This window comes from Brevibacillus brevis (assembly GCF_001039275.2).
GTDB lineage: Bacteria > Bacillota > Bacilli > Brevibacillales > Brevibacillaceae > Brevibacillus > Brevibacillus brevis_C.
In genome coordinates, this window is record NZ_CP030117.1 from 1674210 (window position 1) to 1699279 (window position 25070).

Consider the following 25070-nt stretch of genomic DNA (forward strand, 5'->3'; position numbering starts at 1 on the left):
CAATGGCGGTTGGGGGGATGGTTATGCAGACGTTTCGCGTATTGCTGGAGAATGTCCCTGAGCATTGTGACACGTATCGGGCTATCGTAAATGAGATGACGGAGCGGGTCAACACTGCACCGGTGCGCATTACATACAGGGAGCAAGAAGAGAATGGATACCTCTTGTTCTACTTTCAAAGCTGGTGTGAGACTGAGTATGACGCGCAGACCATCGAGTGGGCGAGAGCCTTCGTTGCTCTTACATTAGCCGAATGGGTCATTCAGGTGAAAGAACCGAAAATTATGGAAGAAATGGCCGCTGACTTACTTGCTGCCGAACAGATGGAAACCGAGTGGGCAGAGATTTTTCCTTATATTCAACGCATGTGCCAAGAAGTCGAGCTAGATGGCAGGGACCTGCTAACAGCTACAACTCGCAAGGCAAACGTATATCGCAACGTTTTCACCTATCTGGAGGGAGAGCGAACGATCAACGTCTTGGGCTTCGTCCGGTTTCGATTGCAGGAGCATTGGAACGAGCTGTTCGAACTCGTGGAAACTGGCATTGATGAATATCTGGAAGACAAGCAATACCAAGAGTTCGTCGAGCTGTTGCGGTATTTCATTGCTGTACAGGAAACGAAGCAGGAAGTCGTTCATGTCGTTCCTAGTGTGGACAAACCTTTCCATCTTTATGATAAAAAAGGGGATCGACTTTGGCTTGAACAGTTGGATACCGTTCTGAACATGGACGAACAAAAATGCAGGGACGAGGATTATTTGGTCAGTGCTTTGGTTACACTGGCTCCTGAGAGTATCGTGCTCCATATGGCTTCGGAAAAGCCTGGGCTTGCACAGACGATCCGCAGTATTTTTGACAGTCGGCTCGTTACTTGCCACTCTTGTTCGCTTTGCCTATCCGAGCGACGCGTACTTGACGGGAATAATCCCTCTAAACTATAATAGCAACAACAACTTTACATCGCTTATAAATACGATGAGAAGGACAAGGACAATAGTAAGGGCGCTCTAGAGAGGCGGGCCACAGGCTGGAAGCTCGCTGCGAACTGTTATTGATCTACCACCTTCGAGTAGCTGCCGGGAACGAAGCGTAGGCTTTTACTATCGGTATGCCGGTTAAATACCGTTACATGGAATGAGGAGTCTGTTTTTGTGAACAGACTTGAAGTAGGGTGGTACCGCGAGAACACACTCGTCCCTTTTTGGGGATGAGTGTTTTTTTATTTTCTCAACAAAACAAGATACAGGAAGGAAGAATCCGCAGTGGCACAAATTCATGTTACTTTCCCAGATGGAGCCGTTCGTCAATACGACGCTGGGATTACTATCGAAGACATCGCAGGCTCCATTAGCTCTAGCCTGAAGAAAAAGGCAGTAGCTGGTAAAAAAGACGGCAAGGTTGTCGATCTGTACACAGAACTCACAGATGATGCAGCGATTGAAATCGTTACCCTCGATTCTGCTGACGGCTTGGAAGTATACCGCCACAGTACGGCTCACTTGCTCGCTCAAGCGGTAAAACGCATTTACGGCGCTGAAGTGAAGTTCGGAATCGGTCCTGTGATCGAAGACGGCTTCTACTACGACATGGATATCCCGGTTTCCCTTTCCCCAGAGGATTTGGGCAAAATCGAAGCAGAAATGGAAAAAATCGTGAAGGAAGACCTGCCGATTCGCCGCAAAGTCGTAAGCCGCGAAGAAGCAACTGCGATTTTCCAAGAACTGAACGATCACCTGAAGCTGGAGCTGATTCGCGACCTGCCAGAGGATGCGACTATCACGCTGTATGAGCAAGGCGAATTTTTCGACCTCTGTCGTGGTCCGCACTTGCCGTCCACTGGCTTCATCAAAGCGTTCAAGCTGATGAGCGTGGCAGGTGCATACTGGCGCGGAAAAGCAGAAAACCAAGTTTTGCAACGCGTATACGGTACAGCTTGGCCGAAAAAAGCAGACATGGATGAATATCTGCACTTCATCGAAGAAGCGAAAAAGCGCGATCACCGCAAATTGGGTAAAGAACTGGGACTGTTCATGTTCTCCGAGGAAGCACCAGGAATGCCGTTCTACCTGCCAAAAGGCTTCACTGTTCGCAACGAGCTGGAGCAATTCTCCCGCCGTCTGCAACAACTGGCACAATACACTGAAGTGCGCTCTCCGTTCCTCATGAACGAACGTCTCTGGAAAGAATCCGGTCACTGGGATCACTACAAAGAGAACATGTACTTCTCTGAAGTAGACAACGCGACTTACGCCCTTAAGCCAATGAACTGCCCAGGTCACATGCTGATTTATAAAAACGAGATGCATTCTTACCGCGACCTGCCAATTCGTTACTCCGAGTTCGGGCAAGTTCACCGCCATGAGTACTCCGGGGCATTGAATGGAATGCTGCGGGTGCGTACCTTCTGCCAGGATGACGCGCACGTATTCGTCCGTCCTGATCAGATCGCGAGCGAAATCAAAGGCATGATCACTTTGATTGATAGCATCTACAAGGTATTTGGCTTCGAATACAGTGTGGCTCTGTCCACTCGTCCGGAAGATTCCATGGGATCTGATGAGCTGTGGGAAGCAGCAGAAAGCTCTCTGAAAACAGTGTTGGAAGAGCTCGGTATGGCCTATGAAATCAAAGAAGGAGACGGTGCATTCTACGGACCGAAGATCGACTTCCAAATTACCGACGCGCTGAAACGCCGTCACCAATGCGGAACGATCCAGTTGGACTTCCAAATGCCTGAGAAATTCGACCTGACTTATGTTGGTCAAGACAACGAGAAGCATCGTCCAGTTGTCTTGCACCGTGCGATGTACGGCTCCATGGAGCGCTTTATTGGTATCCTGATCGAGCACTACGCAGGTGCATTCCCGATTTGGTTGACACCAATCCAAGCACGCATCATGAACATCAGCGAAGTGCACATGCCATATGCAGAACAAGTAAGAGAAAAGCTGCAACAAGCTGGCATTCGTGTAGAGCTGGATGGCCGCAATGAGAAAATCGGCTACAAAATCCGAGAAGCACAAGTTGAAAAAATCCCGTACATGCTGGTCATCGGTGAAAAAGAGGTGGCTGACGGTACGCTGTCCGTCCGCAAACGCGGAGTGGGCGATGAAGGCGCGATGACAGTGGATGCGTTTGTAGAGAAAATCCGCGCTGAAATCAATGAAATGAAGTAAAAGCGTATAGAAGTAGAGCCGCCCTGAATTTTCGGGCGGCTTTTTTTATTATACGTTTACTTGGAAAAAAGAATGGGAATAGGATGTAGGGTAATGGTGCTCATGGACATCAAGAAGAACTGCGGGGGATACGTATGCGGGTAAGCATCAAGCAAAGACTGATAGCAGCATTTCTTGCCATTATTTTAATCCCGATTGGAGTGATTAGCTCATTTGTATATGTCAGTATGGAGGAGCGAATCCAGACTTATTTTATTGAATCCTCGACAAAAGAAGTGGCTCAAGTAGACAACGCGATTAACTTGTATTTCGACTCGATTCGTGAAAACGTAAACCTGATAGCAGGCAGTCCCTTATTAAAAAGTGCAGATAACACCATCACGACGTATATGGACAAACCAACCAAAACCAAGCATACGCCACTGCAAAATGGCGGGGTAGAGGCGGCCATTTTTCAAGATTTCCTGCGATTTGTCGATTCTCATCCGAATACTGCATTTATCTATTTAGCGACAAAATACGGAGGATACATACAGTGGCCGACAGATGATGTCATTCCGAATTACGATCCGCGTACAAGGGATTGGTACAAAACCCCAATGGAGAATCCCGGTAAAGTGATCACGACAGATCCGTATCTCTATTTGGGCGACAACAGTATCGTGATCAGTAACGTGACGATGCTAAAGGATGACAAGGGTGAACCGCTTGGCGTTGTTGGACTGGACGTGAATTTAAAAGGACTAACCGACATTCTGAAAGAAATTAAGATCGGGAAAACGGGTTATCTCATGCTGGTTGGCAAAGACGGAACGATTTTGGCTAATCCCAAGAACCCCGAGCTCAATTCGAAAAACCTGAAAGATACGCAAATTCCTGAATTGGCTGCGATCGCAGAGAATACCTCCAGCAGCTTTGCGGTCACGATGAACGATACCGAGTATATGGCTAACGTCTTTACTTCAGACAAAACCGGTTGGAAATATATTTCGTTTATTGAAAGAGCTGAGCTCTCTGCTGAAGCCAATCAAATCGGTTTCATCATCGGGGCATTGAGCGTTTTGTTTGCTTTACTAGCGATTGTCGCTTCCATTCTTTTCTCGCACAAATTCACCAAGCCATTGCTTGCTATCGTTGACCAGATTGCGCAGATCGGACGTGGTGACTTTACAGGTGAATTGCCCAAAAACCTTTTGGAAAGAAAAGACGAAATCGGCATGCTTGGTCAGAGTATTCAGGTGATGCAAGTATCCATCCAAGGACTCATTCGGGAAGTCCAAAAAGCGGTTAATACACTCTCTACTTCGTCAGACAACATATCGGTTCGCTTGGCGGACAATGTAGATGCTACGAACAAGATATCTACTACCATACAGGAAGTTGCAAGCGGGGCCCAAAATCAGCTCAGAGGTACCGAAGAATCCGCAAGAGCAATGGAAGAGATGTCGATCGGCATCCAACGTGTGGCGGAGACAACCTCCATCATTTCGGAAGCATCTACATGTACGGCGGATGAAGCGCAGTTAGGAAATCAGTCCATCCAAAAAGCGATCCAGCAAATGGACTCCGTCCGTGGCTCTGTGGAACATTCTGTATCCGTAGTCAAGCAATTGGGTGAGCGATCCAAAGAAATTGTGCAAATCATTGATGTGATTACGGGAATTGCTTCCCAAACCAATCTGCTTGCTCTCAATGCAGCCATCGAAGCTGCCCGTGCGGGAGAGCATGGACGAGGTTTTGCTGTCGTAGCAGATGAAGTGAGAAAACTCGCTGAACAATCTGATGAGTCTGCTCGGCAAATCGCCAATCTCATTCAGGAGATCCAAGAAGATACGACCATGGCGGTCAACTCGATGGATTCAGTCAATCAAGATGTTCAGGATGGATTGTCTACCGTACTGGAGTCAGGAGAGGCCTTCCAACGCATCTTACAAGAAATTCAACAGATGACCGATCAAATTCAGGAGGTATCTGCTGTCTCTGAACAAATGTCGGCTGGATCAGAACAAGTAGCAGCATCTGTGGACGAGACTGCTCAAATTGCAAGGATTTCAGCGAGCAATGCTGAAAATCTGGCTGCTTCCTCCAAAGGACAATTGGCTACTATGGAAGAGTTTGCCGTTTCATTTGAATCCTTGAATCAGATGGCTCGCGAACTGGAAAGAATGATTAGCAAATTTAAGATATAAGAATGCATAACGAAAAGAGTACGAATGTCGGGAGGTATTCGTACTCTTTTTTTTGCAAAGTGGTCCCATTTATGACAAAATGTGCGGTTTGCGTTTGAAAATTTGGCTATTTCGATTTATGATAATAGACTGGTACTAAGTCGAAATGCGATATTATAGTAATGATGAAGAGAAAAAGTTGCCATATATAGATAAAAAGGAGAGTGAACACCTATGCCAGATAAAGTGCTTGATTTACGGAACCGTCCTCTCCGAGATTTACGAATATCTGTCACCGATAAATGTAATTTTCGTTGCCGTTATTGCATGCCTGCCGAAATTTTTGGACCGGATTTTGAGTTTTTGCCGCAAAGCAAGTTGCTGACCTTTGAGGAGATCACCCGTTTGACCCAGATCTTTACTTCGCTTGGGGTCGGGAAAATCCGTATTACCGGCGGAGAGCCATTGATGCGAAGAAATTTGCCTGAATTGATTCGAATGATACGTGAAGTGGAAGGCGTTCAAGATATTGCGATGACGACCAACGGTTCTCTCTTGTCCCGCCATGCTCATGCACTAAAAGAAGCAGGTCTGGATCGGGTCACGGTCAGCCTGGACAGCTTGGATAATGAGCGTTTTGGGATGTTGAATGGAAGAGGCTATCAGGTCGATGCCGTGCTGGAAGGGATTCGTGTTGCAGCAGATGCCGGGCTGCTGGTTAAGATTAACATGGTAGTACAGCGCGGAGTCAATGATCAAGATATTTTGCCGATGGCACGGTACTTCCGTGAGCAAGGGCATACCCTGCGATTTATTGAATTCATGGATGTGGGAAACAGCAACGGTTGGCGACTGGATCAAGTCGTACCTTCCCGTGAAATTGTGCGCATGATCCATGAAGAGATGCCGTTGGTGGCGACTGAAGCGAACTACTACGGAGAGGTGGCTTCTCGCTATCGCTATGAGGGATCGGACCAGGAGATAGGATTGATTTCATCAGTGACCCAAGCTTTTTGCTCCACTTGTACGCGAGCTCGCCTGTCGGCAGAAGGGAAATTGTACAACTGTCTCTTCGCTTCATCCGGAGATGATTTGCGCGAGCCAGTCCGCGATGGACGCACGGATGAGGAGATTCGCGAGCTGATACGTGCGATCTGGGAGCGTCGTGACGTGCGCTACTCGGAGGAACGACTAAGTGAAACGCCTGGTCTCGCCAAGCGTGAAAAGGTCGAAATGTCCCATATCGGGGGATAATTAGGTATGAGCCTTGACAAAACCCAAGCTACCTAGTAATATAAATTGCGTGTATAAACACTTCATACTTCGAGAACAAGCAGAGGCGCCCAGCTTCTCACCTGGGTCGACGTCGTATACGACTGTTGACAGGTAACTCTTACGCAAAGATCCTCGGATCTGATGAAATTGCTTAGGTGAGATATGTGCGGGCGCAGAATGCGTTCGCACATTTTTGTTCCTTCTCGAAATTGACGGGGGTGGCAAGTATTAGCAAGGATCAAATGTTAATTAACGAAGCGATCCGTGCCCGTGAGGTCCGTTTAATCGGTGCAGACGGGAGCCAATTGGGAGTCGTACCTTTTAGGGAAGCGTTGCGCATTGCCCAGGAAGCTGAATTGGATCTGGTAAACGTTGCTCCTACAGCCAAGCCGCCTGTATGCCGTATCATGGACTATGGAAAGTTCAAATACGAGCAGGCGAAAAAGGAAAAAGAAGCGCGTAAAAACCAGAAGATCATCGAGCTGAAAGAAGTGCGTTTTTCTTCTAACATCGAGGAACACGATTTTCAAACAAAGCTTCGCAACGTCCGCAAGTTCTTGGAGGATCAACACAAGGTGAAGTGTACGATCCGTTTCCGTGGACGTGAAATCACCCACTCCGAAATTGGACTAGGCGTTATGGAACGTGTTGCTGCCCAGTGTGAAGATCTCGCTACGCCTGAGCGCAAGCCGAAGATCGAGGGTCGCAGCATGATCATGATTCTGGCTCCGAAAGCGGAAAAGTAAGATAGTAGTTTAGACAGGAGGATTTTTCAGATGCCTAAAATGAAAACCAACAAGGCTGCTGCGAAACGTTTCAAAAAGACTGGAAGCGGCCAATTGAAGCGCGACCGCGCATTTGGTAGCCACTTGTTCGCTAACAAAACGACAAAAGCAAAACGCCACCTGCGTAAAGCTGCACTCGTTTCCAAAGGCGATCAAAAACGTATGGAGCAAATGCTCACTTACCTGTAAGTTTTTCTTTATTACACACCATTACGCAGCATGAGCTCCCTAAGCGCCTAGTAGTAGGCCGCCATGCTGGAAAGACCAGGAGGAGTTTAGTATGCCAAGAGTAAAAGGTGGCATTGTTACACGCCGTCGTCATAAGAAAATCCTGAAGCTGGCGAAAGGATACTTCGGTTCCAAACATCGCCTGTTTAAATCCGCTAATGCGCAGGTAATGAAATCCCTGCTGTATGCATACCGTGACCGTCGTCAAAAGAAACGTGATTTCCGCAAACTGTGGATCACTCGTATCAACGCGCAAGCTCGCATGAACGGTCTGTCCTACAGCCGTTTGATGCACGGCCTGAAAGTTGCTGGCATCGAAGTTAACCGCAAAATGCTGGCTGACTTGGCTGTTAACGACAAAGCTGCGTTCAACGAACTGGCAACAGTTGCAAAAAGCAAACTGAACGCTTAATTTTTTTATAGAAGAGCCGATCTTCCCGTTTGAGGGCAAGGTCGGCTTTTTTGTTTGAGTCAAAGAAAAAACAACCGGGATCACATTCGGTTGTTTTTTTCTATTTCTATTCAACATATGATTCGCTGGCGAATAGCGTCTGCCACACCTTGTGCGCGATTTTGCACACCGAGCTTTTTTAAGGCGGATTTGATGTAATCCTGCACGGTAAACTCACTAATTCCCATCCAGTCCGCCATCTCCCTAACGCTTTCTCCCCATGACATCCGCTGCATGACTTCGACTTCTCGGCGTGAGAGCTTGACGGTTTTAGGGCGAAGGGAGTCGGTTGCCAATACTTTGCCCAGCATCATACAGTACGTGCTCAAAGATTGCACCAATTGATGGTTGATGCCAGAACAACCGTCCTGATGCCAGGAAATACCGGCGTAGCCGAGTACGTTAGGCCCATAGCTGATGGGGAGAATGAGCGCATAGGGGGCGCCGTAAACTAAATTGGGCGGGAACTGACGAATCGCCTCAGAATCTAGCAAGACGGCCTTCTGTTCACGGATCGCATGCTGAATGAGGGGCATGTTGCGCATGTCCACCCGTATATCGCGGATGGAGCATAATTCTTGGTCAAGGATCGACCATAGTCCCTCACCCATTTGACTGAGCGTCGAGTAATTGCACAGAATGGCCCCCATGAAAGGAAAGAGATCTACGAAGCCACGTACAGCAAGCACCAGTTTCTCCTCGTAAAATGTCGTTTCTTCGATTCGATCGATGTACATGTTCAGCTCTGGACTGACCATGGAGTGATTGCCACCTCCATTTGAGTGATGAGCACCCCCTGATTTTTGGGGATATGAACGATCGTTCAGCCTGACCTATAATCAACCTATAGCGCCTTCATTTTATCAAACCGCTGATCGGAGCGTAAAGAACCGAATTGGTATAAATTTACAATTTTATGACTTCTTTCATTCGCTCGGAATAGAAGGCGTATGAGAAAAAAGAAAGGTTGGATGGGGATGAGGAATGGTTTTGTTTCGACCAGCCAAAAAGGATTGAATCAGGAGCTACTGCCGTACCAGTTGTATCAAAAAGCGAAGAGATACGGCATTTGGAACCCGCAGGACATTGATTTTACGCAAGACCGCGAAGATTACGCGAATATGAATCCGGAACAGAAGGAAGAAACTTTGGGGCGAATTGCTGGTTTTCTTGGTGGGGAAGAGGCAGTCACCCTCGATCTTTTGCCTTTGATCATGGTCATTGCAGAGGAAGGGCGATTGGAGGAAGAAATGTATTTGACGACCTTCCTCTTTGAAGAGGCCAAGCATACGGAGTTTTTTCGATTGGTTCTAGACAGCATCGGTGAGTCAGGAGACTTGCATCATTTTCACGATGATAGGTACAAGCGAATTTTCCATGAGATCTTGCCGAATGCACTCAATCGTCTGCTGACGGATAAATCCCCCGAAGCCATCGCAGAAGCTTCTACTGTCTACAACATGTTTGTGGAAGGCGTGCTTGCAGAGACAGGCTACTTTGCGTTTTACGAAGCACTCAGCAAAACAGGGCTCATGCCTGGTTTAATGCAAGGAATTGGGTATTTGAAGACAGATGAATCGCGGCACATCAGCTACGGAACATTCCTGCTGCAGCGATTGATCTGTGAGCATCCCCATATTTACGATGTCATTGCCAAAAAGATGGATGAGCTAGCCCCAATGGCAAGTCATCTGTACGACTGGATGGATGACCCACAAGGGGTGAGTGCGTTCGGAGTGAAGGTCGCTGATTTGCAGCAGTTTGCGAAAAAGCAACTAAGCGTGCGCATGGAGGTACTTGCCCGAGCAAAAGGGCAAACGATTGAAGAGCTGTATAAGCATACAAGAACAACGATCGATGTGTAAGAAAAAAAGCGATCTCCGCTTACAGAACTGGGCTCTGGTCCTAAAGCAGAATCCGCCCAAGGTCTGAGCAAAAAACAACCTCTCGTCCGTGTTGAACAGCCTGGCTGACCCCTTAAAATAAAGACATCAAAGGAAAACATTGGATAGGGAGAGAGACCAAAATGAGAAAACAAAAGTGGATGATGATGGGAATTACAGCGGTTGTTTGTTCAGCGATGTTCGTGCCAGGGGCGTTTGCCAAAGACAAGGATGACTCATATTCCGTGACGCCGTCTATCTTCGCGCCTGGTCCGTCCTCGGCTGCGGTAGTCCAGAAAACAGATGCGGTAGCGGGCACGCAATCAGCAGGAAATGCGTTTACTTTCGCTCCAATTGTAAACGAAAAAGAAGAAAACTAATGGGCTGAAGCATCCGTACAGGATGCTTTTTCTTTGGAACGAAACGGATGTAAGCCTCAAGTCTGACAAAAAAACAATCTTTCGTCCGTGTCAAGCAGACTCCCCAATGCCATACAATAAAAAGCGTTACAGGAAAACATTGGATAGGGAGAGAAACATAGATGAGAAAACAAAAATGGATGATGATGGGTGTAACAGCAGTAGTTTGTTCAGCGTTGTTCGTGCCAGGAGCGTTTGCCAAAGACAAGGATGATTCTTACTCGGTGCCGCCTTCCTTCGTAAGCCCTGGTTCATACGCGATACCGACCGTTCAAACGGTTCCAGTAGCCGATACTAAAAAGACGCAACAAATCGGCCCTTCGTTTATATTCGCCCCGGCTGTAAACGAAAAAGATGAAAAATAAAGCAGCAGAAAGCTGTCAGACCTTGTCTGGCGGCTTTTTTTCTATAAAAAACGGATGCGACCGCTTGCGGTCAACCAAACGGTCATGAACATTTGGTTTGGGCGAGTTGGATATAGGTGGACGATGCGCCACTTCCAGTCACTAGGCATATGATGGTGGGTGAATCCTAGCAAGAGAGGAGCTTCGCTGATGAGCAATCGCCAAAAAATGGCGGATGAGGAAATACAGGAATGGGCAAGCCGACTGGAAGGGCAGGCGCCGCAGGACGTGCTTGTGAACGCCGTCGATAATTATGCAGCCAGTCTAATCCTAGCTGCCAGCTTTGGCGCTGAAGATGTCGTTTTAATCGACATGCTGCACAAATTGGCTCCCACCATTCCTGTATTTTACCTCGATACCAACATTCATTTTGCTGAAACGTATGATACGCGTGACAAGCTGCAAGCCAGATACGGCACGACATTTATTCAAGTGCAGCCACAACTGACGCTAACCGAGCAGGCAGAAAAACACGGTGACAAACTGTGGGAGAGAGAACCGAATCTTTGTTGCGAGATTCGGAAGGTAGAGCCGTTAAAGCGCGTCCTGTCCAACTATCAGGCGTGGATTACAGGCATTCGCCGCGAGCAATCACCTACCCGAGTGAATACCAAAAAAGTGGAGTGGGACGAAAAATTCAACCTGGTTAAATTCAATCCGCTAGCAGATTGGACGGAGGCCCAGGTGTGGGAATATATCCATGCACATGATGTCCCTTACAACCCATTGCACGACAGGAACTATCCAAGCATTGGCTGTCGAGTATGCACGCGCGCTGTCATGCCTGGCCAAGATTCTCGATCCGGACGGTGGGCTGGCTTCGAAAAGACCGAATGCGGTCTGCATAAATGAACAGCGCAGGAGGGAAAGACGTGAAGCAAATGATCTTGCCGCACGAGATCAAAAAAGCCATTATCGTGGACAAATGGACCCTGTCGGACATCGAATGTCTTGCTATCGGAGCATTTTCGCCGCTGACTGGATTCATGGAAGAGGCGGATTACCACACTGTCGTGGAAACGATGCGTCTCGCCAATGGAACGGTGTGGCCATTGCCAGTGACATTGGCTATCGATGCAGATGAGCACAACGATGTTGTCCCTGGTGACAGTATTCTGTTACGTGGGGAAGATGGCGTGGACTATGCGATTTTGCAGGTGAAAAGCTGCTTTGTGCCCGATAAAATGCGTGAGGCCGAGCTCGTTTTTCGCACGCTGGATCTCGCTCACCCCGGTGTGAAAAAGCTGTTTGAAAAGCCAAATCTATACGTAGGTGGGCCTGTAGAAATACTGCAAAAGCCACAGCCTGAGCGCTTCTCCGATTTTTATTTGACGCCGGCAGAAACGAGAGAAAGATTTCGAGAAAATGGCTGGAAAACGGTGGTTGGTTTCCAAACGCGCAATCCTGTTCACCGGGCGCATGAATATATTCAAAAGGCGGCATTGGAGATTGTTGATGGCCTTTTTCTCAACCCATTGATGGGGGAAACGAAATCAGACGATGTTCCTGCACAAGTACGAATGAAAAGCTATCTCGCCCTTCTGGAAAATTACTATCCGCGCAACCGTGTACTGCTCGGTGCTTTTCCGGCTGCTATGCGATATGCGGGTCCGCGTGAGGCGGTCTTCCATGCATTGGTACGGAAAAATTACGGTTGTACACACTTTATCGTCGGCCGCGATCACGCAGGGGTAGGCGATTACTACGGCACGTATGATGCACAACACATCTTTTCCGAGTTTGCGCCAGGTGAGCTCGGTATCCAGCTACTCTTTTTTGAGCACAGCTTTTACTGCAAGGCATGCCAAGGGATGGCAACGACCAAGACGTGCCCGCATGACAAAGAATCTCATATGACCTTATCGGGAACAAAAGTGAGGGAAATGTTGAGAAACGGAATCACGCCACCTCCGGAATTTACACGTCCGGAAGTCGCAGCGATTTTGATAGAGGGATTGAAATCCCCGCACTAAAACGGAACTGAAAAAGCGGGAGAGGGACGGCAATGCTGTCCTTTTTCCGTTGCGAAAAACCGGACAAGTTTTCCTGTTTCCAGTGAAAAACGTCTCGCCGTTTTTCATAAAAGGATACGCGAACGCTTGCGGTCAACAAAACGGCTTTGACCGTTTTTTGTATCCGCTTTCACGCAAAAACCGCGCTGTAAAGCCATTTCCTACTGAGCATTCGTTCGGACGAAAGTCCAGTAAAATCTTTTTGTTTTCGTTGACACCCCCTAGGTGCCTAGCTATAATCAGACGTAACACTTTATTCTGACAACAACAATATTGAAAATATTGTTTTAATAGTAGGCCAAGACGAGGATGGTGCACGTTACCCCTTTTACAGAGAGCCCTGATGCTGAGAAACGGGTATAGGGTACGTCGCATTGCTCACCTCCGAGCCGTTTAGCTGAAACTTGCTTTGCAGGTAGTAGGCCAAACCGCTTAACACCCGTTAACGTGTTACAGTCCACATTTGCTGTGACTGGCTGAGATCGGCTGACCGTGAGGCGCCGATAAAGTTGGGTGGTACCGCGAACCCTTTCGCCCCAAAAGACATGGAAATAAAACCGTGTCGGGGCGAAAGGGTTTTTCTATGTGTCTATAGTTATTTTCAATACCTGTTGAGAATTGGGAGGAGGAGAGGTCAATGAGTGTTGAAATGGCCGAATTGCAGAAAAAGAACGGCATTCCACCGATTCAGTTCGGGGAAGAAGTGTCAGGAGCAGAAACGCTGCTGCGCTGTTTAATCCTGGAGCAGGTCGAATACATTTTCGGCTATCCAGGCGGTGCGGTGCTCCCCATTTATGACTCCCTGTACGGGAGCTACTTCAAGCACATTTTGACTCGCCACGAGCAAGGCGCTATCCACGCTGCTGACGGATATGCCCGAGCGACAGGCAAACCGGGTGTTTGTATCGCTACTTCCGGTCCGGGAGCAACAAACCTCGTAACGGGGATTGCAACTGCTCAGATGGACTCGGTTCCACTGGTCTGCATCACGGGTAACGTAGCACAGTCGCTGATTGGTACTGACGCGTTCCAAGAGGCGAATATTACGGGAATTACCATCCCGATTACGAAGCACAGTTACTTCGTTCGCGACATTCGCGATCTTCCACGGATTGTGAAGGAAGCTTTTCACATCGCAACAACCGGTCGTCCGGGCCCAGTATTGATCGACATTCCCAAAGACGTCGCCAATGCGAAGGCACCATTTACCTATCCGGATAAAGTGGAGATTCGCGGCTACCGCGCTTCCCTCGTACCAAGCGACGAAGAAGTACAAGGGTTTGTAAAAGCCGTTAGCGAAGCGAAGCGTCCAGTCATTTTGGCGGGCGGGGGAATCATTGCAGCTCAAGCAGAGAAAGAATTGCGCGACTTTGCTGAAAAAACACGCATCCCTGTGATCAACACCTTCATGGGATTGGGCGGTTTTTCTGGAACACACGAGTTGTCGCTGGCAATGCCAGGGATGCACGGAAATTACACAGCGAACCAAGCGCTCTTGAATGCGGATTGTGTAATTGGTCTCGGAGCACGCTTTGATGACCGGATCACGATGGGACGCACGAAAGAGTTCGCACCAAAAGCCCGCATCGTACACGTCGACATCGATCCAGCAGAGCTGGGGAAAAACGTAGAGACTGCCGTAACAGTAGCGGGCGATGTGAAGAGTACGCTGGCAAAAGCAATTCCGCTCGCAAAGGCTTGTGATTCGGAAGCGTGGATCAGCCAGTTGAAAGAGTGGCAAGAACAATATCCGTACAAGTACAAAAAAGATGGCGACGTATTGAAGCCGCAAGCAGTCATTGAACTCTTGTACAACTCCACAGATGGGGAAGCGATCGTCACAACAGACGTTGGACAACACCAGATGTGGACAGCTCAATACTATAAGTTCAAGCACCCGCGCTCCTTTATCTCTTCCGGTGGTCTCGGCACGATGGGCTTTGGCTTCCCGGCAGCAATTGGCGCACAGATCGCTCACCCGGATCGCACGGTAATCTCCGTCGTTGGGGATGGCGGATTCCAGATGACCAACCAGGAGCTGGCAATCGTCTCCCAATACAACATTCCGGTCAAAGTAGCGATTGTGAACAACCAGTGCTTGGGAATGGTACGTCAATGGCAGGAGCTCTTCTACGATAATCGCTACAGCCAAATCGATCTGACATGCAGCCCGGATTTTGTCAAGCTGGCGGAAGCCTATGGCGTAAAAGGCTTGCGAGCAAGCACGCCGGAAGAAGCCGAAGCAGTTTGGGCCGAGGCGCTTGCGCATGATGGACCAGTCGTGGTGGACTTCCGCGTGGCACAGGAAGAAAACGTATATCCGATGGTTGCATCAGGCAACACACTAGATCAGATGGAATTGGGGGACGATTAGGATGCAGCAACATACCATTTCCGTACTCGTCAACGACCAACCAGGCGTTTTGACCAGAGTGGCGACACTGTTCGGCCAACGCGGCTTCAACATCGACAGCATTACGGTGGGAGGCACGGAAGAACAGGGGCTGTCCCGGATGATCATTTCAACCGGGGGAGATGACCGCCAAATCAATCAGCTCATGAAGCAATTGCACAAGCTGATCGATGTCATCTCAGTCACGAATCTCAGTGAGAACCCTTTTGTTTCAAGGGAACTGGCACTGATTAAAGTGACGGCATCGCCTAGCCAGCTGGCAGAGTTAAACGGAATTGTCGAGCCGTTCCGTGCCGCGATCGTCGATGTGGGGCCTAGCTCACTGATCGTGCAAGTCACGGGTGACACCGAAAAGATTGATGCGCTGCTCGTACTATTACAAAGCTACGGCGTTATTGAACTGACAAGAACAGGTGCAGTAGCGATGGCGCGCAGTATTGTTCCAGCAACAGCCGCAGCAACGGTTTAAAATGCAAAATTTCAGAATAAAAATTCAAACTAAACATTTTTAGGGAGGCTATACAAATGGTAAAAATGTATTATGAAGCGGACGTAAAACAAGAGGTACTGCGTGGGAAAACAATCGCAATCATCGGTTACGGTAGCCAAGGTCATGCACAAGCACAAAACCTGCGCGACAGCGGTTATAAAGTAGTTGTGGGTCTGCGCCCAGGGAAATCCTGGGATGTAGCAGCAAAAGACGGCTTTGAAGTTTTGACAGTAGCAGAGGCAACCAAACGCGCTGATGTAGTACAAATCCTGATGCCAGATGAGCGTCAAGCACAAGTATACCGCGATGAGATCGCTCCAAACCTGAAATCCGGTGCTGCACTGTGCTTCTCTCACGGCTTCAACATCCACTACGCGCAAATCGTGCCACCAGCGGATGTAGACGTAATCATGGCAGCGCCAAAAAGCCCGGGTCACCTGGTTCGCCGCGTATACCAAGAAGGCTTCGGCGTACCTGGTTTGATCGCAATTTACCAAGATGCAACTGGCAACGCGAAAGATCTCGCACTTGCCTACTCCAGCGGTATCGGTTGCACAAAAGCTGGCGTAATCGAAACTTCTTTCCGTGAAGAGACAGAAACAGACCTGTTCGGTGAGCAAGCAGTATTGTGCGGTGGCGCAAGCGAGCTGGTAAAAGCAGGCTTCGATACATTGGTGGAAGCAGGTTATGCTCCTGAGATCGCCTACTTCGAGTGCTTGCATGAGCTGAAGCTGATCGTTGACCTGATGTACGAGGGTGGCTTGGCTCGTATGCGCTACTCCATCAGTGACACTGCTGAGTACGGTGACTACAGCACAGGTCGTCGCATCATCACAGATGAGACTCGCAAAGAAATGAAAAAAGTATTGGCTGAAATCCAAGACGGTACATTCGCTCGCAATTGGATCTTGGAAAACCAAGCAAACCGTCCTGGCTTCACTTCCCGTCGCCGTCTGGAATCCGAGCATGGCATTGAGGTAGTAGGGGAGCAACTGCGCGGCATGATGTCTTGGATCAACAAAGATACGAAAAAAGAAGAAGCGAAAATCGGTCAATAAATAGGCGTGAAAAAAACGCATATATAATGTAGGGAAAAATGTGGAGGTGAAAAGTTCATGCGGACCATTGAGATTTTTGATACGACACTGCGCGATGGGGAGCAGTCTCCGGGCGTCAATATTAGCACGAACGAAAAGGTGGAGATCGCCCTTCAACTCGAGAAGCTGGGCGTAAACAGAATTGAGGCGGGCTTCGCTGCTGCCTCCCCAGGTGACCAAAAGTCTGTGGCCGAAGTTGCAAAACGGGTGAAGAATGCAACAGTCGTCAGTCTGGCTCGTGCCGTAAAAGACGACATGGATAAGGCATACGAAGCGCTTCGCAACGCACAAAACGCTTCCCTCCACGTCTTTCTCGCAACATCTCCGATTCACCGTCAGTTCAAGCTGAACATGAGCAAGGAAGAAGTCCTTGCTCGGGCGGTGGAAGCAGTTACTTATGCGAAAAAGTACTTTACGGAAGTCCAGTTTTCCGCAGAGGATGCGGCGCGTACCGAGATCGACTTTTTGGCAGAGGTTGTAGAGGCGGTCATCAAGGCAGGGGCTACTACGGTAAATATTCCAGATACGGTTGGCTACATGACGCCGTATCAATACGGAAACATTTTCCGTGAGCTAAAAACACGGGTACCTTCTACTGATCTGATTCGTCTGAGCTGCCATTGCCACGATGACCTCGGAATGGCAGTCGCCAACAGTCTCGCTGCTGTCGAGGGTGGAGCTACGCAGGTCGAGGGCACCATCAATGGAATTGGAGAGCGCGCTGGAAATGCTGCTCTGGAAGAAGTAGCACTTGCATTGGAGACGCGCAAGGATTACTACCAGGCAACGACCAAGCTGAATTTGAAAGAAATCGCACGGACCAGCCAGTTGGTGAGCCGTTTGACAGGGATGATCGTGCCAGGGAATAAAGCAGTCGTGGGGGCAAATGCTTTTGCACATGAATCCGGTATTCATCAGGATGGCGTGTTAAAAGAAGTCACCACGTACGAAATTATCCGTCCGGAATCGGTTGGCTTCAAGTCAAACAAACTGGTTCTCGGCAAGCACTCTGGCCGCCATGCTTTCAAGGAAAAGTTGGTTGATCTGGGCTATCACTTGGAGCAGGAAGAAGTAAATGCGGCGTTTGCAGCATTCAAAGTGCTGTGCGACAAGAAAAAAGAAATCACGGATGACGACATCCTCGCATTGGTCGACTCCAAGATGGTTCGTGGACCAGAAGCGTTCCAGTTGGAATCCGTACAGCTTGCTTACGGCAACATTTCCGTTCCGACAGCGAGTGTGCGACTGGTTCGTGCCGACGGATCGGTATGCGAAGAAGCCGCATGTGGAAATGGATCGGTTGATTCCATCTACAAAGCGATTGACCGCGCTACCGGAGAAGAAGTTACCCTCGTCGATTACAAAATCCTTTCCGTTACTCACGGGCAAGATGCGCTGGGTGAAGTGTTTGTTCGTCTGCAGCAGGGCGATCTGATCGTTACCGGCCGCGGCGTGAGCACAGATGTGCTGGAAGCGAGCGCGATTGCCTATGTACGGGCAGTGAACAAGATCATGGAGCGGCGTGGCGAGCCTATGCCCGTCAGTGCAACGATATAAAGATAGGTCAAATATGGATAGGATCATAGGAACCAGCAGCGTTCGGAAACCATTACGTATAGAAAAGCGGGATAAACGATGAAGAAAAACTATCGCATCGCCGTTCTTCCTGGAGACGGTATTGGACCAGAAATCATGCAGGAAGCGGTCAAAGTCCTTACACTCGTAGGGGAACTTGAAGGTGTCACTTTTACATGTGAAGAAGGCCGAATCGGTGGTATCGCAATCGATACGGATGGAACACCATTGCCAGAAGAAACGGTAACGCTGACAAAGCAAGCGGATGCTGTGCTCTTGGGTGCCGTTGGCGGACCGAAGTGGGATCAGAATCCTGGGCATCTTCGTCCAGAAACAGGGCTGCTCGGCATTCGCAAAGCGCTCGGGTTGTTTGCGAACATTCGCCCAGCTACCATGCACAGCTCTCTGGTCGATGCTTCTTCCCTCAAGCCAGAAGTCGTTTCTGGCGTTGACTTGATCGTTGTACGTGAACTGACCGGGGGGATTTATTTCGGTGAGAAAAAACGCTATGACGGTCCAAACGGTGAAGTCGCAGAAGATCAATGCATCTATCATGAAGCGGAAGTCGAGCGAATCATTCGAGTCGGTTTCGACATTGCGCGCAAACGCCAAAAGCGTCTCGTATCTGTAGATAAGGCAAACGTCCTCGAAAGCTCCCGCCTCTGGCGCAAGGTAGCCGAGCGAGTAGCGGCGGACTATCCAGATGTAGAGCTGTCTCATCAGTTGGTAGACTCCTGCGCGATGCAGCTCGTGCGAGAACCAAAGCAGTTTGACGTCATCGTGACGGAAAACATGTTTGGCGACATCTTGAGCGATCAGGCAGCGATGCTGACTGGTTCGATTGGGATGCTGTCCTCGGCGAGTCTGGCAGCAGGCAGCTTTGGCCTGTATGAACCGGTTCATGGTTCTGCCCCTGACATTGCTGGAAAAGGCATTGCCAATCCGCTGGCAACCATTCTGTCTGTAGCGATGATGCTTCGTCTCTCGCTTGGTATGGATGAAGCGGCAGCAGCAGTGGAAAACGCTGTTTGGTCCGTACTGGAAGCAGGACATCGCACTGGCGATATCGCGGCTGACAGAAGCAAAGCGATTGGTACAATCGAGATGGGCCAACTGGTTCGCGACGAGCTGTCCAAACAGTGGCAAAAACAATAAATTATACACAAAACGAAACCCTGCCAAAGTCCTTCGGTGATTTGGCAGGGTTTTCTCCATTTTTATACGGTTATCCGATCGTGATCTTCCCTTTTGGATAACGGAAGTATTCCTTTTGCTTGCGTTGTGCGAGGGCAAAGGCAATCGTGAGAGGTCCCAAGCGACCAGCAAACATCGTCAAAACGATTAATGCTTTACCGATTGGCGTAAGGTTTGGAGTCAGCCCCATAGATAGTCCAGTCGTAGCAAATGCAGAAGTGACCTCGAACAGGATCATCTCGAATCGGGCACTTGTCTCTGTAATGGAAAGCACCATCGTCATGACAAGGACAATGAACAAGGCGATCATCGTCAATGTCAGCGATTTGTAGACCATGTGAGGCAGAATGCGTTGCCGAAAGAAGATGACATCTTCCTTCCCTTTAATTTGGGCGATAACAGCACCAACCAGTGTAGCAAAGGTCGTCGTTTTGATTCCGCCTCCAGTTGAACCAGGTGACGCACCAATGAACATCAGAATAATAATGAGGAAGAGGGACGACTGATACATATCCCCGATATTCAATGTGTTCGAACCTGCCGTACGAGGTGTAACCGACTGATAAAAGGAGCCAAGCACCTTGCCCATCATGGATAGAGGCTGTAACGTTTTTGGATTGTTATATTCCAAAATGAAGATAAGCACGGTCCCTGCCGTAATCAAGAGACCAGTTGTTGCCAGTACCACTTTCGTATGTAAAGACAGGCGGCGGGTTTGACGATAATCGTATAACTCACTCACAACAATGAAACCAATACCGCCTAGAATGATCATCAGACAGACGACGAAATTGACGAGCGGATCATCTACATAAGCAGTTAAGCTGGCGAAATCCCCCATAAGATCAAACCCAGCATTATTAAAATTAGAAATCGCATGGAAAAAGCCAAAGTAAATCGCTTTTTGCAGAGGAAAGTCAAAGGCAAAACGAATAGAGAGAAGCACTCCGCCTATAAACTCAGTGAGTGCAGTAAAAATCAAAATCATTTTGGCTAAACGTACGACACCTTCTATCGATACCTGATTGAGCGACTCTTGCAGGATGAGTCGTTCACGCAATGAGATTTTTTTACGCATGATCAGTGCGAAGAAGGTAGCAAACGTCATAAATCCGAGACCGCCAATTTGAATGAGAGACAAAATAACAAGCTGACCAAAGATCGTAAAGGTCGTACCGGTATCGACGACAACCAAGCCGGTTACACACGTAGCAGAGGTGGCCGTAAACAGAGCATCAAGCCAATGCAGACCAAGTCCATCAACTGTAGCGACCGGGAGTGTCAAAAGCAGCGCTCCCAGGAAGATAATCAAGGCAAACCCAAGAACAAGCGTTTTTGGTGGATCAAGGTGAAGCTTTTCTACGATTTTTTTAATCATAGCAGGTTATACCTCGGCTTTTTTAAAGTCTAGTGTAAAGGTAAGAGGGAAATCCATCTCTTAGTATGGCATTTCCCTTAGAAATCTTACCGAAGAAGAGCAGCACCCAATCGGTGAAGCCAATGTTTCAACTCTCGTTCTTCCAGTGGAGCAAGCGGGAAACGGACAGCCGGGCAGCGCAGAATATCCGCAGGCTCATCCGCTACGCGAAAAGCATGGCCACCAGTCAGCTCGAGACCCTCCTCCCGCAGAATAGCGACGACTCTCTCTTCCTGTTCGGTTGCTCTTGCGGTTGGCGTTCCCCATTTGATCCACGTATTTAACCCCCCTGCAATGGGGTACATTCGTGCGTGCTCAGGGAGTGCCTGGCGTCGTTCCTGCCACAGTCGCAGGAAGCGGGTCTGGAACAGGGCGCGACGATCCGTCAGAAACTCTTCATAAAACCACGGATCATCGAGGAGTCGAACGGCAGATTCCACGACGAGTAAGGATGGCTCTGCTCCTGTCATGGAGACGAGCTGACTGTAGCGCTCCAACTCGTCATCTGATAAATCAGAAGGAAGCATTAGCACGCCCAATTGCAGATCGCGAGCCAATGTTTTGGATAACGAATGAAGATAGTAGACCTCCACAGGGCTTTTTGCCTGCGCAGCCATCTGGTATAGCGGAACACTCGGTTCTTCAAACCAGAGATCGCCATAATGGTCGTTTTCCACAAGACGGACGTTATGGCTCTGCGCCCATTCGAGCAAATCTTCCTTTCGTTTCAACGAATAGCTAATACCGGTAGGAAAGTGATAATGTGGGTTAATCAAAAGCCAATTCGCCGGGTAATGCTCCTGCTCTTCCGTGAGAGCTTGAATACAAACGCCTTCTTCATCCATGCGAATCGGGCGAACGGTAATCCCGCACTGGCTCAACAGGCGAAGAAATACGGGATAACTATACTCCTCTACATAGACGACATCACGTGAATTCATGACACGCTGCGCAAGAAAAGCGAAGCCGCTTGTGCTTCTATTAAATAGCAGGAGTCGCTCAGGCGAGTGAGGGAGCCCTCTGCGGCCGAGGTGATCGGCAAAAACTTTGGCAGCTTGTGTTCGCCTGATTTTCTTTTGCGCGGACGGTTCATCCAAGACGGTCAGGCTCTCATAAAAAGCACCACGCAAACGCTTCACCAGCTCTTCGCTTGGACGAGGGGAGGAATCAGCGAGGGAAGCGATCGGAATATCTGTGAGCGGGAGGCGATTTTCCAAACGAGCTTCTTTGGCAAGCTGCGTCAAGTAATAGCCTTTGCCGTGTACAGCTTCCAGCCAGCCTTCCAACGCAAGATGATCGTATGCTTTTTTGACTGTCTCCAGCGAGCAGCCGCTAATTGTTTTCATATCTCGCAGTGATATTAATTGTTGTCCATCTACAAGAAAGGCACCACGCAGAATCGCTGTTTTTAATTGCTCAGCGAGTTGTACATAGATCGGTGTGTGCGATTGTTTGTGGAAATGAAAAGAAAAATACGGTCGCTCTGGCATTCGCGCACGCCTCCTTGTCTGTCGAAAAAATAGCAGTCATCAGCATTATATAGGAAAGCGAAGCATCTCGGGTATAGGGAGTGAAGAAAATGTTGCCGGAACGACGAGGGTATTGGAAACCCGAACATGGTATCATAAGAAATAGGTATATATTGAAGAAATGAGGAAATTACGGATGAGTACGCAGGAACACAAGGCGTTATCGCCCAAGCAAGTCACATGCATGGTCATTACCGTTTCCGATACCCGGACAGAGGATACAGATAAAAGCGGACAGTTAATGAAAGAGCTTTTGACGGAAGCGGGTCACAGCGTTGCCCTGTATCAAATAGTAAAGGACGAGCCTGTACAGGTCATTGCAGCGATCGAAGCGGGAATCGCACATGAAGACGTTCAAGTCATTCTTCTTAATGGCGGTACTGGCATTTCGCCAAGGGACAATACCTTTGAGGCTGTTTCTGGCTTACTTGACAAAGAAATGCCGGGGTTTGGCGAGCTGTTTCGGATGTTGAGCTTTACAGAAGACATCGGTTCGGCAGCGATGCTCAGTCGTGCGATTGCAGGGACGCGGAAAGGGAAAATGATTTTTTCCACGCCAGGCTCGACAGGTGCGGTGCGACTGGCGATGAATCGGTTGATCGTGCCAGAGCTGGGGCATGTGGTGCGCGAATTAAACCGTTAACGATTTGCCGTTAGTAGTCTCGTATGGTACTGTTACGAAAGGAAAAAGATCGGTCAGACCATGAACCATCGATTGCAGATGGTTTTTTGATGCCGAATTTTGCAAGGAGAGTAGACCCATCCATGAAGATTTTACTATCGACCTTAAACGCCAAGTTTATTCACTCCTCACTCGCTTTGCGTTATTTGCGAAGCTATGCCCAGGAAGCATTTCCTTCGATTGAGCTGGTGGAGTATACCATCAACGATGTGACGTTAAATATAGTAGCAGATATACACAAGCGCAAGCCCGATGTCGTTGCATTTTCCTGTTATATCTGGAACATTCGCGAGACGCTCAGTGTCATGCGCACGCTGAAAAAGATTTGCCCGGATGTTCCGATTATCCTCGGCGGACCAGAAGTGACCTACGATGCGGACGAATGGATGAAGAAGCATCCTGAAATCGATGTCATCTGCATTGGTGAAGGGGAGCAGACCTTCTTGGAGCTTTTGCAGGTGTATCAGGAATCAATGCAAACGAATCAGCCTCCACGCCTGCGTGATGTAGCTGGAATCGCTTATCGCGAAGAGGAGTACGTGCGTTTTTCCATGCCGCGTGCGCAGGTTGAAGAGATGGACAGCATTCCTTCCCCATACGCGGACCATCTGGACGAGCTGAACAACCGCGTCGTCTATTTTGAGGCATCCCGTGGGTGTCCGTTCAAATGCCAATACTGTCTGTCTTCGATTGAGGACGGCGTACGCTATTTCAGTCTGGAACGAGTAAAAGAGGATCTCATGCGCTTGATCAATCACGGCGTCAAAACGATCAAGTTCGTGGATCGCACGTTTAACATCAATAAAAAATATGCGTTGGAAATCTTTCAGTTTTTGATTGATAACCACAATGGCACGATCTTTCAATTCGAGATCACGGCAGACATTTTGCGGGCGGACGTTCTCGACTTCTTGACCGAGAACGCACCGCCAGGCATTTTCCGCTTCGAAATTGGGGTTCAATCCACGAATGATGAGACCAATCGCCTTGTTCAACGGATTCAGCGCTTCGATCGCCTTGCGCGTACAGTGACACAGATCAAGGATTCGAAAAAAATCGATCAGCATTTGGATTTGATCGCTGGTTTGCCTGAGGAAGATTATGCGTCTTTCCGCAAAACCTTTAACGACGTATTTGGCCTGCGCCCGGAAGAGCTCCAGCTCGGCTTTTTGAAAATGCTCCGCGGGACCGGTGTTCGCGCTCGTGCGGCTAATCACGGCTATGTTTTTATGGATGAGGCTCCTTACGAAATTTTGGGGAACAACGTCCTTTCCTTTGATGACATGCAAAAAATCAAGCGTGTAGAAGACATTCTGGAAAAGTACTGGAATGCGCACCGGATGGACTATACAGTGGAGTGGCTGTTGGCAAATCAATTCGAAACAGCTTTTGACTTCTTCCAGACATTTGGTGACTATTGGGAAAATCAAGGCTGGAGCCGAATCGGTCATCAATTAGAGGATTTGTTCGTGCGCTTGCAGAAGTTTTTGCAATTCCAGCAAGTGGACGGTATGGGGCATGTGCTCAGCATGATGAAATTCGATTTCCTGCGCAACCAGAAGCATCGCCCGCGCAAGCTGTGGTGGGAGGATGTCATGGACAAGGAAGAGATGCAGCAGACGTTTGCTGTCCTAACCGAGCAGCGTGAGCGACTCCGCGATGATTTTGCCGCACATGCTGCATTGGAAAAAGATTACTTCAAGCACACGCTGACTGCCAAGGTGACCTTTGACATTGAAAAATGGATGGAGACTGGTGAGTTTGTCGAGGGAGATTTTACCCTTGTCGTGTATTATCCGTACAAAGACGAAGCGCAAAATGCTTTTGCTGTCGTCAAGCAGGACGTCCAAGTAGCAGGTTAAACCACCG

The 25070-nt window shown here is 48.8% G+C and carries 22 protein-coding genes and 2 other annotated features; of the genes, 19 read left to right on the top strand and 3 right to left on the bottom strand.

What is annotated here, in order from left to right:
* The first annotated feature begins 23 nt into the window (after window positions 1–23).
* From ytxC to rplT, 7 genes are all read left to right on the top strand, one after another.
* Window positions 24–944 (top strand): putative sporulation protein YtxC, encoded by a 921-nt coding sequence (ytxC, locus tag AB432_RS08555; protein WP_048031918.1) that lies wholly within the window; start codon window positions 24–26, stop codon window positions 942–944.
* A 25-nt stretch (window positions 945–969) separates the two neighbouring features.
* Window positions 970–1205 (top strand) — a binding site (T-box leader).
* Window positions 1206–1265: 60 nt separating this feature from the next.
* On the top strand, window positions 1266–3179 hold the full coding sequence (thrS, locus tag AB432_RS08560; protein WP_048031919.1) for a threonine--tRNA ligase: 1914 nt from the start codon (window positions 1266–1268) through the stop codon (window positions 3177–3179).
* Window positions 3180–3313: 134 nt separating this feature from the next.
* The gene (locus AB432_RS08565) at window positions 3314–5368 is read left to right on the top strand and encodes a methyl-accepting chemotaxis protein (RefSeq protein WP_048031920.1); all 2055 of its coding nucleotides are present in this window, start codon (window positions 3314–3316) and stop codon (window positions 5366–5368) included.
* A 213-nt stretch (window positions 5369–5581) separates the two neighbouring features.
* Complete coding sequence (gene moaA, locus AB432_RS08570; protein ID WP_048031921.1) at window positions 5582–6601, top strand: GTP 3',8-cyclase MoaA; 1020 nt, start codon at window positions 5582–5584, stop codon at window positions 6599–6601.
* Between the two features lie 71 nt (window positions 6602–6672).
* Window positions 6673–6823: a sequence feature (ribosomal protein L20 leader region), on the top strand.
* A gap of 41 nt (window positions 6824–6864) precedes the next feature.
* A complete protein-coding gene (infC, locus tag AB432_RS08575; protein WP_035291699.1) occupies window positions 6865–7368 on the top strand; it encodes a translation initiation factor IF-3 in 504 nt (167 codons plus the stop codon).
* A gap of 30 nt (window positions 7369–7398) precedes the next feature.
* Window positions 7399–7596, top strand: a complete 198-nt coding sequence (rpmI, locus tag AB432_RS08580; RefSeq protein ID WP_048031922.1) for a 50S ribosomal protein L35 — start codon at window positions 7399–7401, stop codon at window positions 7594–7596.
* Window positions 7597–7687: 91 nt separating this feature from the next.
* Entirely contained in the window at window positions 7688–8047 is a 360-nt protein-coding gene (rplT, locus tag AB432_RS08585; protein ID WP_007728568.1) for a 50S ribosomal protein L20, read from the top strand.
* A 110-nt stretch (window positions 8048–8157) separates the two neighbouring features.
* On the opposite strand, the gene AB432_RS08590 is transcribed toward rplT, so the two are convergent.
* On the bottom strand, window positions 8158–8844 hold the full coding sequence (locus AB432_RS08590; RefSeq protein ID WP_048031923.1) for a helix-turn-helix transcriptional regulator: 687 nt from the start codon (window positions 8842–8844) through the stop codon (window positions 8158–8160).
* Between the two features lie 192 nt (window positions 8845–9036).
* Between AB432_RS08590 and AB432_RS08595 the strand changes: the two genes are divergently transcribed.
* The 10 genes from AB432_RS08595 to leuB all read left to right on the top strand — a co-directional run bounded on the left by AB432_RS08595 (window position 9037) and on the right by leuB (window position 19534).
* Complete coding sequence (locus AB432_RS08595) at window positions 9037–9951, top strand: R2-like ligand-binding oxidase (RefSeq protein WP_268811849.1); 915 nt, start codon at window positions 9037–9039, stop codon at window positions 9949–9951.
* A gap of 161 nt (window positions 9952–10112) precedes the next feature.
* Window positions 10113–10349 (top strand): hypothetical protein, encoded by a 237-nt coding sequence (locus tag AB432_RS08600; RefSeq protein WP_048031924.1) that lies wholly within the window; start codon window positions 10113–10115, stop codon window positions 10347–10349.
* A 161-nt stretch (window positions 10350–10510) separates the two neighbouring features.
* On the top strand, window positions 10511–10753 hold the full coding sequence (locus tag AB432_RS08605; protein ID WP_048031925.1) for a hypothetical protein: 243 nt from the start codon (window positions 10511–10513) through the stop codon (window positions 10751–10753).
* 189 nt (window positions 10754–10942) lie between these two features.
* Window positions 10943–11644, top strand: a complete 702-nt coding sequence (locus AB432_RS08610; RefSeq protein WP_048031926.1) for a phosphoadenylyl-sulfate reductase — start codon at window positions 10943–10945, stop codon at window positions 11642–11644.
* Window positions 11645–11673: 29 nt separating this feature from the next.
* The gene (gene sat, locus AB432_RS08615) at window positions 11674–12765 is read left to right on the top strand and encodes a sulfate adenylyltransferase (RefSeq protein WP_235617727.1); all 1092 of its coding nucleotides are present in this window, start codon (window positions 11674–11676) and stop codon (window positions 12763–12765) included.
* 676 nt (window positions 12766–13441) lie between these two features.
* Window positions 13442–15178, top strand: a complete 1737-nt coding sequence (gene ilvB, locus AB432_RS08625) for a biosynthetic-type acetolactate synthase large subunit (protein WP_048031928.1) — start codon at window positions 13442–13444, stop codon at window positions 15176–15178.
* 1 nt (window position 15179) lies between these two features.
* Complete coding sequence (gene ilvN / locus AB432_RS08630; RefSeq protein ID WP_048031929.1) at window positions 15180–15686, top strand: acetolactate synthase small subunit; 507 nt, start codon at window positions 15180–15182, stop codon at window positions 15684–15686.
* A gap of 56 nt (window positions 15687–15742) precedes the next feature.
* Window positions 15743–16765 (top strand): ketol-acid reductoisomerase, encoded by a 1023-nt coding sequence (gene ilvC / locus AB432_RS08635; RefSeq protein WP_007728552.1) that lies wholly within the window; start codon window positions 15743–15745, stop codon window positions 16763–16765.
* A gap of 57 nt (window positions 16766–16822) precedes the next feature.
* Window positions 16823–18361: a 2-isopropylmalate synthase gene (locus AB432_RS08640; protein ID WP_048031930.1), complete on the top strand. Its 1539-nt coding sequence runs from the start codon at window positions 16823–16825 to the stop codon at window positions 18359–18361.
* A gap of 78 nt (window positions 18362–18439) precedes the next feature.
* Complete coding sequence (leuB, locus tag AB432_RS08645) at window positions 18440–19534, top strand: 3-isopropylmalate dehydrogenase (protein ID WP_048031931.1); 1095 nt, start codon at window positions 18440–18442, stop codon at window positions 19532–19534.
* Between the two features lie 70 nt (window positions 19535–19604).
* On the opposite strand, the gene AB432_RS08650 is transcribed toward leuB, so the two are convergent.
* Together AB432_RS08650 and AB432_RS08655 are read right to left on the bottom strand one after the other, a co-directional pair.
* A complete protein-coding gene (locus AB432_RS08650; protein WP_048031932.1) occupies window positions 19605–20951 on the bottom strand; it encodes a TrkH family potassium uptake protein in 1347 nt (448 codons plus the stop codon).
* Between the two features lie 86 nt (window positions 20952–21037).
* Complete coding sequence (locus tag AB432_RS08655; RefSeq protein WP_048031933.1) at window positions 21038–22480, bottom strand: aminotransferase-like domain-containing protein; 1443 nt, start codon at window positions 22478–22480, stop codon at window positions 21038–21040.
* A gap of 175 nt (window positions 22481–22655) precedes the next feature.
* On the opposite strand from AB432_RS08655, the gene AB432_RS08660 reads away from it, so the two are divergent.
* The gene (locus AB432_RS08660) at window positions 22656–23162 is read left to right on the top strand and encodes a MogA/MoaB family molybdenum cofactor biosynthesis protein (protein ID WP_048031934.1); all 507 of its coding nucleotides are present in this window, start codon (window positions 22656–22658) and stop codon (window positions 23160–23162) included.
* A gap of 122 nt (window positions 23163–23284) precedes the next feature.
* The gene (locus AB432_RS08665) at window positions 23285–25063 is read left to right on the top strand and encodes a B12-binding domain-containing radical SAM protein (protein WP_048031935.1); all 1779 of its coding nucleotides are present in this window, start codon (window positions 23285–23287) and stop codon (window positions 25061–25063) included.
* The last annotated feature ends 7 nt before the right edge of the window (window positions 25064–25070 follow it).

What these genes read in the sequence shown, in the direction of transcription:
- ytxC (WP_048031918.1), top strand. Translation starts at nt 24, where the DNA reads ATGCAGACGTTTCGCGTATTGCTGGAGAATGTCCCTGAGCATTGTGAC.
- AB432_RS08565 (WP_048031920.1), top strand. Translation starts at nt 3,314, where the DNA reads ATGCGGGTAAGCATCAAGCAAAGACTGATAGCAGCATTTCTTGCCATT.
- moaA (WP_048031921.1), top strand. Translation starts at nt 5,582, where the DNA reads ATGCCAGATAAAGTGCTTGATTTACGGAACCGTCCTCTCCGAGATTTA.
- infC (WP_035291699.1), top strand. Translation starts at nt 6,865, where the DNA reads ATGTTAATTAACGAAGCGATCCGTGCCCGTGAGGTCCGTTTAATCGGT.
- rpmI (WP_048031922.1), top strand. Translation starts at nt 7,399, where the DNA reads ATGCCTAAAATGAAAACCAACAAGGCTGCTGCGAAACGTTTCAAAAAG.
- rplT (WP_007728568.1), top strand. Translation starts at nt 7,688, where the DNA reads ATGCCAAGAGTAAAAGGTGGCATTGTTACACGCCGTCGTCATAAGAAA.
- AB432_RS08590 (WP_048031923.1), bottom strand. Translation starts at nt 8,844, where the DNA reads ATGGTCAGTCCAGAGCTGAACATGTACATCGATCGAATCGAAGAAACG.
- AB432_RS08595 (WP_268811849.1), top strand. Translation starts at nt 9,037, where the DNA reads ATGAGAAAAAAGAAAGGTTGGATGGGGATGAGGAATGGTTTTGTTTCG.
- AB432_RS08600 (WP_048031924.1), top strand. Translation starts at nt 10,113, where the DNA reads ATGAGAAAACAAAAGTGGATGATGATGGGAATTACAGCGGTTGTTTGT.
- AB432_RS08605 (WP_048031925.1), top strand. Translation starts at nt 10,511, where the DNA reads ATGAGAAAACAAAAATGGATGATGATGGGTGTAACAGCAGTAGTTTGT.
- AB432_RS08610 (WP_048031926.1), top strand. Translation starts at nt 10,943, where the DNA reads ATGAGCAATCGCCAAAAAATGGCGGATGAGGAAATACAGGAATGGGCA.
- sat (WP_235617727.1), top strand. Translation starts at nt 11,674, where the DNA reads ATGATCTTGCCGCACGAGATCAAAAAAGCCATTATCGTGGACAAATGG.
- ilvB (WP_048031928.1), top strand. Translation starts at nt 13,442, where the DNA reads ATGAGTGTTGAAATGGCCGAATTGCAGAAAAAGAACGGCATTCCACCG.
- ilvN (WP_048031929.1), top strand. Translation starts at nt 15,180, where the DNA reads ATGCAGCAACATACCATTTCCGTACTCGTCAACGACCAACCAGGCGTT.
- ilvC (WP_007728552.1), top strand. Translation starts at nt 15,743, where the DNA reads ATGGTAAAAATGTATTATGAAGCGGACGTAAAACAAGAGGTACTGCGT.
- AB432_RS08640 (WP_048031930.1), top strand. Translation starts at nt 16,823, where the DNA reads ATGCGGACCATTGAGATTTTTGATACGACACTGCGCGATGGGGAGCAG.
- leuB (WP_048031931.1), top strand. Translation starts at nt 18,440, where the DNA reads ATGAAGAAAAACTATCGCATCGCCGTTCTTCCTGGAGACGGTATTGGA.
- AB432_RS08650 (WP_048031932.1), bottom strand. Translation starts at nt 20,951, where the DNA reads ATGATTAAAAAAATCGTAGAAAAGCTTCACCTTGATCCACCAAAAACG.
- AB432_RS08655 (WP_048031933.1), bottom strand. Translation starts at nt 22,480, where the DNA reads ATGCCAGAGCGACCGTATTTTTCTTTTCATTTCCACAAACAATCGCAC.
- AB432_RS08660 (WP_048031934.1), top strand. Translation starts at nt 22,656, where the DNA reads ATGAGTACGCAGGAACACAAGGCGTTATCGCCCAAGCAAGTCACATGC.
- AB432_RS08665 (WP_048031935.1), top strand. Translation starts at nt 23,285, where the DNA reads ATGAAGATTTTACTATCGACCTTAAACGCCAAGTTTATTCACTCCTCA.